General features: G+C 61.2%; 13 protein-coding genes. 7 read left to right on the top strand and 6 right to left on the bottom strand.

Annotated elements, in window-relative coordinates; genetic code table 11:
• From KBT70_RS19205 to mdoH, 7 genes are all read left to right on the top strand, one after another.
• The coding region (locus KBT70_RS19205; RefSeq protein WP_296637916.1) for a thiamine pyrophosphate-dependent enzyme at window positions 1-624 on the top strand (624 nt) is incomplete at its 5' end.
• Between the two features lie 10 nt (window positions 625-634).
• Window positions 635-1,810, top strand: a complete 1,176-nt coding sequence (locus tag KBT70_RS19200) for a CoA transferase (RefSeq protein ID WP_296637913.1) — start codon at window positions 635-637, stop codon at window positions 1,808-1,810.
• A 77-nt stretch (window positions 1,811-1,887) separates the two neighbouring features.
• Window positions 1,888-2,358 (top strand): DUF302 domain-containing protein, encoded by a 471-nt coding sequence (locus KBT70_RS19195; protein WP_296637911.1) that lies wholly within the window; start codon window positions 1,888-1,890, stop codon window positions 2,356-2,358.
• Between the two features lie 205 nt (window positions 2,359-2,563).
• Window positions 2,564-3,940, top strand: coding sequence for a tetratricopeptide repeat protein (locus tag KBT70_RS19190; protein WP_296637908.1), 1,377 nt, complete (start codon window positions 2,564-2,566; stop codon window positions 3,938-3,940).
• A 36-nt stretch (window positions 3,941-3,976) separates the two neighbouring features.
• Window positions 3,977-5,209 (top strand): OpgC domain-containing protein, encoded by a 1,233-nt coding sequence (locus KBT70_RS19185; RefSeq protein ID WP_296637906.1) that lies wholly within the window; start codon window positions 3,977-3,979, stop codon window positions 5,207-5,209.
• The gene (locus tag KBT70_RS19180) at window positions 5,206-6,711 is read left to right on the top strand and encodes a glucan biosynthesis protein G (protein WP_296637903.1); all 1,506 of its coding nucleotides are present in this window, start codon (window positions 5,206-5,208) and stop codon (window positions 6,709-6,711) included. The genes KBT70_RS19185 and KBT70_RS19180 overlap by 4 nt, the downstream gene beginning before the upstream one ends.
• Window positions 6,699-8,582, top strand: a complete 1,884-nt coding sequence (mdoH, locus tag KBT70_RS19175) for a glucans biosynthesis glucosyltransferase MdoH (RefSeq protein ID WP_296637902.1) — start codon at window positions 6,699-6,701, stop codon at window positions 8,580-8,582. Before KBT70_RS19180 ends, mdoH begins: the two co-directional genes overlap by 13 nt.
• A 7-nt stretch (window positions 8,583-8,589) precedes the next feature.
• Here the strand turns inward: mdoH and KBT70_RS19170 are convergent, their stop codons facing one another.
• From KBT70_RS19170 to KBT70_RS19145, 6 genes are all read right to left on the bottom strand, one after another.
• Window positions 8,590-9,432, bottom strand: coding sequence for a PHB depolymerase family esterase (locus tag KBT70_RS19170; RefSeq protein ID WP_296637900.1), 843 nt, complete (start codon window positions 9,430-9,432; stop codon window positions 8,590-8,592).
• Window positions 9,433-9,530: 98 nt separating this feature from the next.
• Window positions 9,531-10,958 (bottom strand): sulfotransferase family 2 domain-containing protein, encoded by a 1,428-nt coding sequence (locus tag KBT70_RS19165; protein WP_296637898.1) that lies wholly within the window; start codon window positions 10,956-10,958, stop codon window positions 9,531-9,533.
• A 6-nt stretch (window positions 10,959-10,964) separates the two neighbouring features.
• The gene (locus tag KBT70_RS19160) at window positions 10,965-12,665 is read right to left on the bottom strand and encodes a beta-1,6-N-acetylglucosaminyltransferase (RefSeq protein WP_296637895.1); all 1,701 of its coding nucleotides are present in this window, start codon (window positions 12,663-12,665) and stop codon (window positions 10,965-10,967) included.
• 25 nt (window positions 12,666-12,690) lie between these two features.
• Entirely contained in the window at window positions 12,691-13,677 is a 987-nt protein-coding gene (locus tag KBT70_RS19155) for a glycosyltransferase family 2 protein (protein ID WP_296637894.1), read from the bottom strand.
• A gap of 163 nt (window positions 13,678-13,840) precedes the next feature.
• On the bottom strand, window positions 13,841-14,392 hold the full coding sequence (locus tag KBT70_RS19150) for an ActR/PrrA/RegA family redox response regulator transcription factor (protein WP_037270382.1): 552 nt from the start codon (window positions 14,390-14,392) through the stop codon (window positions 13,841-13,843).
• A 75-nt stretch (window positions 14,393-14,467) separates the two neighbouring features.
• On the bottom strand, window positions 14,468-14,762 hold a 295-nt coding region (locus KBT70_RS19145; protein ID WP_296637893.1), incomplete at its 5' end, for an SCO family protein.

Raw genomic sequence — 14,762 nt, 5'->3', positions numbered from 1 at the left:
CCCCCTCGCGCCACTTGGGCCGGGGGCGAGGTGACAGCGGCGCGTGCGGCGCTGGCGCGCGCCTTTCCCACCGATGACGAGTGGGGCGCGGCAGGGGTCATCGCCGAGGCACGTGCCGTGCTGCCCGAGGATACCATCGCCACCGTGGACAGCGGCGCGCATCGCATCCTGCTGTCGCAAATGTGGACGAGCTATATCCCCCGCGCCCTGCTGCAATCCACCGCCCTGTGCACCATGGGCTGTGCGGTGCCCCTTGCGATGGGCGCGAAGCTCGCCACGCCCGAGGCCACGGTTGTCAGCTTTTCGGGTGATGCCGGGTTCCTGATGGTGGCGGGCGAGCTTTCGACCGTGGCTGAACTCAAACTGCCGGTGATCTTTGTCGTGTTTGTCGATGCCAGCCTTGCGCTCATCGAAAAGAAACAGCGCGAGCGGCAGATGGTCAATCTCGCGGTCGATTTCGGCCATCACGATTTCGCCGCCATCGGGCGCGCCTTTGGCGGGAATGGCGTGCGCGTAACCAACCGCGCCGAATTGCGCGCGGCGTTGCAGGCCGCACAAGAGGCCGACACCTTCACCGTCATCGCCGCCGAGATTGACCGCGGCTCTTACGACAACCGTATCTGAGGAGATGCCCATGCCCGGCCCGTTGGATGGTCTCGTTATTCTCGACCTCAGCCGTATTCTGGCGGGTCCGACCTGCACGCAGCTCTTGGGCGATCTGGGGGCCGAGGTGATCAAGATCGAGAGCCTTGAGGGCGACGATACCCGCCAATGGGGGCCGCCCTTTGCGCTGGATGTCGAGGGCAATCCCACCGATCTTTCGGCCTATTTCATGTCCTCCAACCGCAACAAGAAATCCGTGGCGGTGGACCTGACCGATCCCGAGATGCAGCGCCTTCTGCATGCCCTAGCCGGGCGTGCCGATGTGGTGATCGAGAACTTCAAACCCGGTGGCTTGCGCAAATACGGTCTCGATCACGAAACGCTCTGCGCCGCCTATCCCGGCCTCGTCTATTGCTCGATTTCCGGATTTGGCCAGACTGGCCCCAACCGCGACAAGCCGGGCTATGATCTGATGGCCCAAGGGTATGGGGGTGTCATGTCGATCACCGGCGAGGCCGGGGGGGAGCCGATGAAAGTGGGCGTGGGCGTGGCTGATGTGGTCTGCGGCCTTTATGCCGCGACCGGAATTCTCGCGGCGCTGCGCCATCGCGACGCCACCGGCGAGGGCCAGCATATCGACATCGCGCTGGTCGATGCCACGATGGCGTGGCTGGTCAATCAGGGGCTCAACTACCTCACCTCCGGGGTTTCGCCCACCCGCGCGGGCAATGCCCATCCCAATATCGTGCCCTATCAGGTCTTTGCCACCGCCGACGGCCATGTGATCGTGGCCGTCGGCAATGACAGCCAATACGCCCGCTTTTGCGATTACCTAGGCCAGCCGGATTGGGCCACCGACTCACGTTACGCCACCAATACCGCGCGGCTTGCGCATCGCGACACCCTCGTGCCGATGATTGCCGGGGTGCTGGCCACCCGCACCACCGCGCATGTCATCGACGGGCTCGAGGCGCGCAAGGTGCCGGTGGGGCCGGTGAACACCATCGGTCAGGCGCTGGAAACCGATCAGGCGCAGGCGCGCGGCATGACGATCACCATGCCCGCGCCGGACACCGCCAAGGGCACGGTGCGCCTCATCGGCAATCCGCTCAAATTTTCGCGCACGCCGGTCAGCTATCGTTCTGCCCCACCCACCACCGGGGCCGATACCGACGCGGTCTTGGGAACGCTCAAGCAAGGTCTGTAACCTCGCCTCGCGGCCACGTGATTTGCCGCGACTCAGGCGATGCCTTACCCCTCCGGGAACACCCGGAGGGCCATTTCATGCAACGATTTCTGACAAGTCTGACCGCCTTTCTGTTCCTGTCTGGCGCAGCACAGGCGCTGGAGCCGCGCGACGGCTGGGTCATTCACGACACGACCAAAGGTTTTGACGCGATGGTCGAGGCGGTGCGCGCGGCGGTCGAAAAGGCCCCCATCGCGATTGTCACGCAGGCCAGCGCCTCGGATGGCGCGCGCGGGCAGGGGATCACCATTCCCGGCAATCGCATCTTTGGCCTCTACCGCAACGACTATGCCCGCCGCATGTTGGCCGCCAGTGTCGCCGCTGGGATCGAGGCGCCCATACGCCTCTATGTGACCGAGGATGCCGATGGCACCGCCACGCTCAGCTATAAGACGCCGACATCGGTCTTTGCCCCTTATTTTGACGAAGGCGGGGACGACCTGCGCGCGCTCGCAACCGAATTGGACGGCGTTTTTGAAACTGTCGCCGAAACCGCCATCGCTGAATGATTTTCAGGCGTCGTGTTCTCTCCTGTTCACCGCCTAAGCGAATTTACGCCTATTTTACCGCATATTACGGGGCGTTCTCTCCTACATGATTGTCACATTTGTTAATGTTGGGATAACGACTTGGTGAATTCGGCGGCGGATGTGTTGTCGCTGTCATATATGCCGGGCTAGCTGTGGGTTGATGCTGCAAAAAGGATTTCGGGTCATGCGTTCAGATCAGTTCGGGTACGAAGTGACAGTATCATCCCCCACCGCTGCCGAGGCGTGGGATCAGATGGTATTGGCCTTTCTCGCCCACTCCGCGAAGACACCGGAATATCTGGGCCGTGTCCTCAGCCAAGAGCCGGATTTTGCCATGGCGCACGCGACCAAGGGGCTGTTTTTCCTGATGCTGGGTCGGCGCGAGCTGAACGAGACCGCGCAAGAGGCGCATCGCACCGCCACCGAAGCCGTCCTGCGCAGCGCCCCCACAGCGCGCGAAGCGGGCTATGTCCGTGCGCTTGGCGCATGGCTCGATGGGCGGCTCTCTGAGACTGTGCGCGAGATGGAGGCGATCCTGACCCGCTGGCCCGAGGATGCGTTGGCGATGAAGATCAGCCATGCCACCCGCTTTATTCTTGGCGACGGCAAGGGTATGCGCGCCTCGGTCGAGGCGCTCTTGCCCGCCTATGATGCCAAGAACCCGGCGCGCGGCTATCTCTTTGGTTGCCACGCCTTTTCCCTTGAGGAAACCGGCGATTACGCTCGCGCGGAAACCGCCGGTCGTCTGGGTCTTAGCCTGTCGCCCGATGATGCCTGGGGGCTGCACGCGGTGGCGCATGTGTTCGACATGACGGGAAATGCGCGCGCTGGGCTTAATTGGCTCGAAGGGCGAGAGCATGCTTGGGCGCATTGCAACAATTTCCGCTATCACGTCTGGTGGCACAAGGCGTTGATGCACCTTGATCAAGGTGAGATCGAGGCGGTATTCGACCTTTACGACACAGAGATTCGGCGGGACAAGACCGACGATTTCCGCGACATTTCCAACGGCACCTCGCTCTTGATGCGGCTCGAACTTGAGGGTCATGACGTGGGCGACCGCTGGGAAGAATTGGCCGATATCTCGGAACGGCGCACCGAAGATGCCTGCCTGCTCTTTGCAGACCTGCACTACCTTCTGGCCCTGATCGGCGACAGTCGCGATGTGGCTGTGAAGCGGATGCTGGCGCGGATGCACCGCGACGCCAAACAGACCAACGCGGGCGAGCTTCTGGCGCGGATGGCCACGCCGGGCCTGTCGGCTGCCACCGGGCTCGAGGCCTTTGGCGAGGGGGATTACAAGACCGCCTTTCTCAACCTTGGTCGCGCGCGCCGCTCGATGCAACTGGCGGGCGGAAGCCATGCCCAACGCGACGTATTTGAACGCCTGACCGTTGATGCCGCCATTCGCGGTGGCTTCCTCGACGAGGCGGAACACATCTTGCAAGAGCGCACAGCACAGCGCGCGGGCCGTCTTGATTCCTACGCCAGCACCCGGTTGGAACTTATCTCGGGGTCGCGCGTTGACTGGGACGACGCAGACCGTTTGCCGGCGGAATAGGCGCTTAGGAATTCACGAAGAGGAGTCGGCACCGTAATGACGAGTGTTGCAGATCCGTCCATGATGCATGGTCGCGCCACCGCTGCGGCCGCCAAGCCGGTTGCCACCACGCGCGACATCCGTCTGGATTTCTTTCGCGGTCTCGCGATGTTCATCATCCTGTGCGCCCATACCCCGCGCAATTTCTTCACAAGCTGGATTCCGGCGCGCTGGGGCTTTTCGGATGCCACCGAAATCTTTGTGTTCTGCTCTGGCATGGCCTCGGCCATCGCCTTTGGCCGCACCTTTGACCGCGCGGGCTGGACGCTGGGCACGGGGCGCGTGGGCTACCGCGTCTGGCAGGTCTATTGGGCGCATATCGGCATGTTCCTCGTGATTGCGACCATGCTTGCCATCTTTGATATCTTGGGTGATTTCGAAAAGAGTTACGTCAGTTCGCTGAACTTGCAGCATTTCTTTGGAAATCCCGCCCCGCAACTGGTGGGGCTTCTTACGCTGACCTATGTGCCCAATTATTTCGACATCCTGCCGATGTATATGGTCATCCTCGTGATGATGCCCGTCATCATGGCGCTCAGCCGCATCAGCCTCTGGGCAGTGGCGGCGGCGATGGCGCTCACGTGGCTGATGGCGCAGGAGTTTTTGCTCGAATCACTTGGCCTTAGCCAATGGCATTTGGCCTTCCCGGCAGAGCCGTGGTCGAACCGCGAGTGGTATTTTAACCCGTTCGGCTGGCAATTGATCTTTTTCACCGGCTTTGCCTTCATGCGCGGCTGGTTGCCCAAGCCGCCGGTGAACCGGCTGTTGATCGGCATCGCAGCGGCGATTGTTGTCGCGAATATCCCACTTTCCAACATCGGCGTGCGCGAATTCGGCTTTGAATGGGCCCGCGACTGGCGCGGTGCAAACAACTGGCTGTTCAACAAGTCCGATTTCGGCATCCTGCGCTATGTACATTTTCTTGCACTTGCATATCTGTGCTGGGCAGCGGCCGGAGAAGGTGGTATGCGCCTCCGCGCCACTGGCAACGGCATCATCTCATATGTTTGGGGAGTTCTGCTCAAAATGATTCTGAAGGTCGGGCAGCAATCGCTGGCGGTCTTCGTCTTCTCCATGGTGTTTGCTCGCTTTTCGGGCTTTGTCATGGACCAGATCGGACGCAATACCTGGAACATTACGCTCGCGAATTTCATTGGATTCGGGGCGTTGATCGCGGTGGCTTACATCGCGGGCTGGTTTAAATCTCATCCATGGCGGGTCGCGAAATGATCCGCCGAGATGTTCTGAAATCCATCGCGGCGCTCGCGCTCTGGCCTGGCATGGCTCGGGCAGAAGAAGGCGTGGCCTTTTCCGAAGCTGCGCTGCACGAGCTGGCCCGCCAGATCGCGGCCAATCCCTATGCCGAGCGCCCGTTCGTGCCCGACGCATGGCGGGACCTGACCTATGATCAGTATCGCGGTATTCGCTACAATACCGACAAGGCGATCTGGGCCGGGACCGACACCACGCTCGAATTCGACATGTTCCCGCCGGGTCTCTATTTCCCGCACGCGGTCGAGGTCAACATGGTCGAGAATGGCATTGCGCGCAGAATGCCGTTCGACTTTTCGCTCTACGACCTGCATGAAATCGTGCCAGAGCTGCCGGTGGATGATGCCTTGGGCTATTCCGGTATCCGCCTGCGGGCAGAGATTGCAAAGCCGGGCTTCTTTCAGGAATACGCCGTGTTCCAAGGGGCCAGCTATTTCCGAGTCATCGCCCGTGATCTGGCCTATGGCCTCTCGGCGCGCGGTCTTGCGCTCAACACCGCCTCGCCGGATGGCGAGGAGTTTCCGGATTTCACCCGTTTCTGGATCGAGAAGCCAGCGCCGGGTGTGACAGAACACAAGGTTCATGCCCTGCTCGAGAGTCCCTCTGTCACCGGCATCTACCACTTCACCTTGCGCCCCAGTGGCACCACCACCGAGGTCGATGTGCGCTGCACCCTCTGGCCGCGCACAGAGCTTGTGAATGTCGGCATCGCGCCGCTCACCTCGATGTTTTTCTTCGACGAGACGAACCGTGGCCGCTTTGACGATTTCCGCCCCGCCGTGCATGACAGCGATGGCCTCAGCATCCTCAATGGCAATGGCGAGTTGATCTGGCGGCCTCTGGCCAACCCGACCTTTATCCAGATATCCAGCTTTGGGGATGAAAACCCCAAGGGCTTTGGTCTGGCACAGCGCGAGCGGGCCTTTTCCAACTTCGAGGATCTTGAAGCGCATTATCAGGACCGCCCAAGTCTCTGGATTGCGCCGGGCGAAGATTGGGGTCAGGGCGCGATTACATTGGTCGAGATTCCCACGGACAAGGAAATCTACGACAATATCGTCGTCTACTGGAAACCCCAGACGCCGCTGGCTGAAGGCTCGGAGCATGCGTTTTCTTACCGCATGACCTGGACCGACCAGATCGAGTCGGCCAAACCAGTGACCCAAGTTCTCAATACCCGGCTTGGCAAGGGCTTTGCTCAGAATGACCACAAGGTCGTGGTCATCGACTTTGCTCCGCATGCCGCCCTGCCCGAGGATTACGAAGAGCTTGAGGCCTTTGTGCAGGCCAGCACCTTCGAAACATCTGTGCCGCAAATCCAGCGCAATCCGGAAACTGACGGCCCCCGGATCGTGTTCTCCTTCGATCCTGCCGATGTGACGGCAGCCGAAATGCGCGCGCAGCTTTATCATCAAGGACAGGTCGTGTCCGAAGTATGGCTTTACCGATGGACCGTCTGACACATTTCCCCGGCACGGGCCTGATGCCCGCCCTGTCGCCTCTGGCCCATCCGATCCAGAGCCTGCGCCATGCCTACCACGATCCCAATGCGCCGGTCTGGCAACCCGCGCCCGTGTTCCAGTGGCGTCGCTTGGCGGCCTTTCTGCCTGCCGTTGTCACGACGGGGGTTCTGGCCTGGGCCTTTGGCGATTGGCTGTCCACCAACGGCATCTGGTGGTTGGAATGGGTGCTGCTGGCCTTCGTGGTCGCCACCTTCTTTTGGATCGCTCTGGCGATGGGCACCGCCACGCTCGGCCTTGCCGTTCATCTGAAACAGAAGCGCGCCCGCGCAGGGGCCACGCCCGCGCCGCTGCGCGTGGCGCTGCTTGTGCCGATCTATAACGAGGACACGGCCGAAGTCTTTGGCAATGCCAGTGCCATGATGAGCGCCCTGCGAGTCGCGCGCAGCGCGCATCGGTTCGAGCTTTTCATCCTGTCGGACACGCAGGATACCGAAATCGCCATGGCCGAACAGCGCGCCTATGCCACGCTGCGCGCCACCATGCCGCCCGATGCCCCCGTCTGGTATCGCAGGCGGGTGCAAAACACCGAACGCAAGGTTGGCAATATCGCGCAATGGCTGGAAAACTGGGGCGGTGCCTATGAGGCGATGCTCGTGCTCGACGCCGACAGCCTGATGAGCCCCGAGGCGGTCATTGCGCTCTCTGACGAGATGTCGCTTGATCCGACCGCAGGCCTCATTCAATCGGCGCCATTGGTGGTGGGCTCTGACACGCTCTTTGGCCGGATGCAGCAATTCTCTGCGTCGGTCTACGGCACGCTCCTGTCTCAGGGGCTGGCAGGCTGGACCGGGTCCGAGGGCAATTACTGGGGTCATAACGCCATCATCCGCACCCGCGCCTTTGCCGATTGCGCAGGCTTGCCGCGCATGCCGTCGCTGCGGGGCAAGGGCGGACTGATCCTCAGCCATGATTTCGTCGAGGCCGGCCTCTTGCGCCGCGCCGGTTGGGCGGTGCGCTTCATCCCCACCATCCCCGGCAGCTTTGAAGAGCCGCCCGCAACCCTGATCGACTATGCGCTGCGCGACCGGCGCTGGTGCCATGGCAACCTGCAACACCTCAGCCTCTTGGCGACGCGCGGCCTGCATCCTGTGTCACGGTTTCACCTCTTTCACGGCGCGATGAGCTATCTGCTGTCGCCCGCTTGGTTCGGCCTATTGGTGATCTGGGCGATATTGGGCAATGGGCAGGACAGTGTCATCACCTATTTCTCGATGGAAAACCCGCTCTATCCGGTCTGGCCGGAAATGAGCCGGGTCAGTTCCGTGCTCATCCTGCTGTTCATGTATGGCATGCTGCTTGCGCCCAAACTTCTGGGGGCATTGGCCCTTGGGCTGGAGGATCGCCAGTTGCGCAGCTATGGTGGCAGCGCGCGCTTTGCCGTCTCGCTGATGGTCGAGGTGCTGCTGTCGATCCTGTTTTCTCCGATCATGATGGTGCAACAGGTGGTTGCCGTGATGCGCACCGTGATCGGCATCCGCCCCTCTTGGTCGCCACAGGCGCGCAAGGGCGGCGATTACAGCCCGCGCACAGTGCTCAAGTTTCATGCGTTGGAAACCGTCAGCGGTGCGCTTCTGGCGCTCGGCATGGCGGCGGGGATGGTCTCGCTCTGGCTCTTGCCGATTGCGGTCAGCCTGATTGCGGCGGTGCCGCTGTCGATGGTGTCAGGATTGCGGCTTGATCAGCGGCGCGGCCTTGCGTCGCTTATGGCCACGCCCGAGATGGTCGATACCCCGCCCATCCTTCAACTGGCGCGCAATCACCGGATGATGTTCCGCCTGCCTGAAAACCCGCCCATCGCCGCAGAATAACGGCGCTCTACTGGCCCGGTCCCTCCAGCGTCTCGAACCAGTCGAGCGCCAGAGTGGACCAGCCTTTTGGCACGCCGTGTCCCCCGTCGAACAGCGCGAATTCGAGCGCGGAACCGGGGGTGCAACGGGTCCAGCTTCGGCGCAGGAAATCACCCGTGGTCTCGAACCGGTCAGCGCGGTAATTGTCGCAGCCATTGGCCGCGCGCCAGAGGCCCATGGCGTGAAACACATCGCCTTGGGCGAAATCGCGCCCCATCACCTGCCGGATCACCCGCCCCTTGAGCGGCACCACCTCATCGCGCCAGCCATGCGTATGCAAGAGCCGCACAGGTCCGGCGCAGCCCTCCGGATGCGGTCGCCAAAAGCTGCCAGACACCGGCGCATAGGCGCTGAACGCCTCGGGCGTGGCGCAGGCGACATAGCTGGCCAGCGATCCACCGATCGAGAATCCCGCCAAAAGGCTGCGCTTGGGGTCGATGTCGAACCGGGTGGCGGCATCCTGCATCACCTCTTGCAAAAACGCCGCCTCATCCCTTTGTCCCGGAAAATCCGGGTGGAAATTCCAGCTTGGCCGCGTGCGCCCCATACGGATCAGGCCGTTGGGCGCGATATAGGCATAGCCGCGCGCGGTAGCATCCCGTGCCGTCGCACCCTCGACCATCGGTCCGCCGCGCCCACCATGCCCGTGCAAAAAGACCATCACCGGATAGGGGCCCGGCCCCTCGGGCAGAGCGATGTGATAGCTTCCATTCGGCGTCTCGCAGGGCGTGTCAGGATCACCGCAGAGCGGCGTGGCGCTCAGCGGCGCAGCAAGGCCCAGACAGAGGGCAAGCAAAGAGACGAGGCGCATCTTAGGCTCCGGTCAGGGGAGGGTTGAACGCAACTCTCCCACATTCCGCCCCTTCTGCACAGGCTGACTGCGTCACCCTTGCGTGAAATCGGGCGGCCTCACGCCCAATCGCCAAAACCAAAGGTCAGGTAGTCGCGCAAATAGGCTTCGCGCGTCAGCGCCTCGATCTCGGCGTCGTAAATCTCGGCCAGTGGAAATGGTCCGGTCTCGGACGGGGTGGGCGGCGCGGGCGGTTTGGAATAGCCCACCTGCCGCGCCAAGGCGGCCAGATACCCCGCCATTTCCCCTTCGCGCACCACCATGTCGGGCAGGGCAAACTCAGCCAGCCCTTCCAGCACGGCGGCCTGCGTGGCCCAATGGGCATCCATCCTTATGCCCGTTTGCCCGGCCAGATTGGCCTTGAGAAACCGCAGAAACGCGGCAAACGCGATACGGTGTGCCTCGCGATCATAGCTCTCGTCCAACTCACCTTGGGGGATCGGCAGCTTGTGGAAATTGCGCAGGGTGCGGCGAATGTCGCGATAGCACCCCGGCCCTTTGAACAGGATCTTGTCGCAAAACGCGGCATGTGCCCGCGCCACCGGATGCCTGAGCACGGTAAAGCGGCGATGCCCCGGCTTGCGCCGCATCCATTGCCGCAGCGCCTTTTGATTGAGCTTAGTGGGCAAGGTGTCGACCGGCACATTATCCAGCGCAGCCAGCCAGGCACAGACCTCTGCCTCGGGGCCAGAGCGCACCGGCATGTAAAGGAGCGGCGCACGCGCCGCGCTGACAAATCCGGGCACCGCCGCCCCGCGTCGCGGCTCGAAATTGGGCGTGCGCGTCAGGTTGAAGGGATCAAGCCCGGCAAGCGCCCGCTCCATTTCTGCGAAATTCTCGACCTTGTTTTCCAGTGGTTCGGGGTTCTGCTTTTTGAGTGAGGCATCCAGCGCCTCGAGCCGCGCATCGCAGCCCAGATAGCGCGCCAGCCCGTTCATCACCTCAAGGCTCTGCAAATCCTCATAGGCGAGGTAAAACCCCGTCTGCCCCGCGGCCTGCAACCGGTTCAGCAACAGCACCTGAAATGCCTGCAACCGCCCGACATGCATCTCGAATTCGACCGGATCAAAGGTGATCTTGCTGTCGCGGCGGCGCTTGACGTTGGTCAGCTTCCATTGCCCCGTGGCCTGCGCGATCTTCCACGACACATAGCTTTCGACCGGGTTGCGCGTCAGGATGATCTTGGCGCACCGCGGATCGTCCAGCATCAGATCGAGAATACGCGGGTCGTGATCGTGGAAATAGCGAAACCCGCCGATCCCCTGCGATTGCCCCTTGATCGCCCCGATCAAACGCTCTGGCACCTCGTCCCGCTCAGCTTGGGTCAGCCCCAGAAGCTCAGTCTTGTTGGGATAGCCGATGAAATGCGGATTGAATGCCTCGCCATGACAGTCGATGCCGTCAAAGGCATTGAGGTTGCTTTCAAGAAAATTGGACCCGGTGCGCATCTCTGCGAACACCACGAAATAATCAAAATTGCCTGTCATTCGGCCTTATCGCACAAGATAGGGTTTACGGGGATTGCTCTGGGGTTCATTCATCCCCTGTTCGACCGGGAAATCCCCCATGACATAGGGGTGCATGCCCTGATTCTTGAGGTTTTGAAGGAATTGGCCAAAGCCGGTCAGGTCCGCCATACGCGGCACCTCGGCCAAGCCGCGCAAATTCTGCTGGCCAATCTCGTCGATGATGGTCTGCAACGGCTCCATCGGGGCCTCGATGAATTCGGCCATGGTCCAGATGCGCACCCGCGCCTTGATCCATTGCGAGCGCAGCACCTCCAGATGCTTGCTCTCGATCCGTTGCAACAGCGCCGCCTCGCGCCGGATATCCGAGAAATTGGCATTAGATTTGAAGAGCGGCACCGCCCAAGCCCCTGAAATCACCGAAACCTGCGCATTCGGGTCGCGGACAATGTCCCATTCGATGTCCGTCAGCACATCACGCGGCCCCATCTGGAAACACTGCCGCTCGCCGCGCGTGTTCCAGATCAGATTGGCCAGAAACGCACGCGGGTTATAATCGCGCAGCGCGGCACTGTCCGACAGCGCCCCGTTCATCACCGTTTGCCCATCCGAAAACTCGGCCCGTTCGGGCGCGAAGAGATGGCCATGCACCCGCATGCCTGTCATCCGCGCCAGCCACGGCTGGAAATTCTCGAAAAGATCGCTGAACCCCTCGAACACCGAATAGGGCGCACAGGTCAGCCCATTTTCGCGCCCCTCGACCGGAAACCGGCTCTGCATATAGAGACCGGGGCGCCCGCGCGTGCGCCGCTCCACCGCCTTGGCGAAAATGCGGTCGATCTTGCCGGGGTTCGGTTCTGTCCGCTTCATCGCGCTGGCCTGATCGGTCAGGAATGCCTCGTAGAGGCGATCGGCAAAGGGCCATATCTTGCGCGCGACGAAACAGTCGGAGCGCCGCAAGAGTTGCAGGTGATCATCGTAGAAAATATGCGGCTTGCCCTGATAGTCGAATTTAGACAGCGTCAGCGACCGGCTCTCGATCTGTCGGGAATATTGCCGCGCGAGGGTCTGGAAATAGCTCTCGTCGGGAATCCACACTTTGGAAAAATAGCGGTCATAGACCCGCCTGTCCGGGTCCTCCAGAATGGCCGAAAGCGTCTGGCGCGTCAGACACCACCACTGGCTGCCCATATGCGGCACGATGCCGTTGGGGATGCGCCGCTTGAACCGCACCAGCCGCTGCAGCGCCACGTATTTGTCAAAGAGATAGCGATTCTTGCGCCATGAAAACGGAAAGCGCAGCGTGAACCGCTCTTGATCCAGGCCGCCGATGGTCCATGGCACATCCGCCGTGGTCGCGCTCTCGATGAAATCGGTATGCGGGCGCTTGCCCAGATAGTCGATCAACTCCTGCACCGGGCGCAACGGCAGGCACGAGCCAGAGGCCAGATAGACATGCCGCACCGCCTTGAAATCGCGCAGCATGATTTCCGCAGCCCCTTGCGTTGCCGCGACCAGCCCCCAAGTGCCCCATTCACAGCGATGGCGCGGGGCAAAGCGCACGTCGCTCATATCCGAGAGTGCCTGCACAAAGGCGTTGTAGGTCTTGCGCGGCACCGCCTTGTCGACATGGATCACCAGCGGACAGCCCGACGCCGCCCAATGGCGCGCCACCTGTTCGGCGCGACCAAAGGCCGTGTGAACCAGCATGATGATGCCGACGCTCATTCTGTCCCTGTTCCCGTCCCCATGCTCATGCCCAGTTCCCCTTGGACATCAACCCGAGAATTTCTAATTGCCGCCAGTTTATATATTTTTCCGACCATTTGCACCAAAGTTCGGGATTGTCTTTTACCAACTCTGCATAGGCCTTGTATTCGACGCTGCCGGAATAGTGCTGGCGGCGGGTCAGTTCCTCTGCTGCCTTGAGGGTAAAGGTATCCAGAAACTTGGCATGGAGCAGGATGCCGCTCGCTTTTTCCCCGCCCCATTCGTCATAGGTCAGGTTCAGACCACGCGGCAGAATCATATGGGTCGAGCTTTCATAGGCATAGCGCCGGTCCCATTTTACCAGCGGTGTCTTGTTCAGCGCCGGTGCCTTTTTCGGGTTGTCCGGGAAAAACACCCGCGCCCGTGGCCCGCCCTGAATCCAGAGATTGCCGTAAAACTTGTTCTTTTCGATGATGTAATTGCCGGGATCGAACCAGGCGGCAATCTCCATCGGGTTTTGTCCCGGCTGATAGGGCACCGCATCAATGCGCCCCTTGGGATACATATCGAGCAGCATCGCGCCAAAGGATTTCACCTGAGAGGTGTCCAGCCAATCGGTCAGCGCCCGAATGGGGCGCGTATCGCAGAACGGGTAGATAAAGAACTCATCGGGATCGACCACCAGCGTCCAATGGCCATGACCATATTTACCTTGGAGCCAGTTGAGCCAGTCCACCCCAAACCGCGCGCGCTTGTAACTCGACTTGGTGGACCACAGCGACACATCCTCTTGCGCCGCAAGGTATTCGCCGCCGCCATCGGTGCTGTCATTATCCACGATCAGGAAATGCGAAATCCCCAATTCGCGATAGTAGCGCAGGAAATAGGGCAGGCGAATATGCTCGTCGCGCATGGTCGAGAACAGCAGCACATCTCCCGGCTTTATCCGGTCGGTGCGGTTGATCACCGGAGTAAGCGAGAAATGCTTGCGAAACGCGCGTATTTTCGCCCGTTTGCGCCGCAACCGCATCCGATATGACTGCCATGCCCCCAAAAATCACGTCCTGTTGCCTGCCCGGAACGGCCCGAAATTATCCCTCAATATTTAATACGGGCTTTTGAGAAACAATCTTAGCTAAAAATATAATCTGTTGACGCGAAATGAGCAAATCGCGCCCTGTGGCGGTGCAATGTTACTTGGGCGACCGCTTGGCCAGAATACGCTGCAAGGTGCGGCGGTGCATGTTGAGGCGGCGCGCGGTCTCGCTCACGTTGCGGTCACAGAGCTCGTAGACACGTTGGATATGCTCCCACCGCACCCGGTCCGCGCTCATCGGGTTCTCCGGCGGCGGCGGCAGGTCTGCGCCATTGGCCAAGAGGGCATTGGTGATGTCGGTGGCATCCGCAGGCTTGGACAGGTAATCTGTGGCCCCGATCTTGACCGCTGCAACAGCGGTGGCAATCGCGCCATAGCCCGTCAGCACCACGATCCGGCTGTCGGGCCGCTTCTCGCGGATCACCTCGACCACGTCGAGCCCGTTGCCATCCTCAAGCCGCAAATCGCAAACCGCATAGGCGGGGGGGCGCGCCGTGGCAATCGCGCGCCCGGCGGCGACCGATCCGGCGGTTTCCACCTCAAAGCCGCGCTTTTCCATCGCCTTGGCCAGACGTTTCAAGAACGCCTCGTCGTCATCCACAAGCAGAAGCGACCTGTCCTCACCGATATCCTGTATCTCGTCGGTCATGCCGTTCCTCCCGCTATGCAAGTTTGATACAGGTTCTAGCCCGGGGCCTGACCTGCGTCAAACAAACGCGCTATTCTAACGTGCGTCAAGAAAACATTGAACGCGATCAGCCATTTGCTCTGCGGTCACATCGCGGCGGAAAAACTCGACAAAACCATGCTCGGGCAGCGTGAGATATGTCATCGTGGAATGGTCCACGAGATAGAAATCCTCTTCGCCCTCGGTCGGCTGATGCGCCTGAAAGAAGGTGCGATAGGCCTTTGAGGCGGCGCGCACCTGCTCTTCGCTGCCGGTCAGGCCCAGCATGCGGGGGTGCAGGTAATCGGTATACTCTGCCATCACCTCGGGCGTGTCTCGTTTGGGGTCAATC

It is taken from the genome of Roseovarius sp. (assembly GCF_018066915.1).
Taxonomy (GTDB): domain Bacteria; phylum Pseudomonadota; class Alphaproteobacteria; order Rhodobacterales; family Rhodobacteraceae; genus Roseovarius.
The sequence above is the reverse complement of the archived record's forward strand: the minus strand, read 5'-3'. Positions and strand labels throughout refer to the sequence as shown.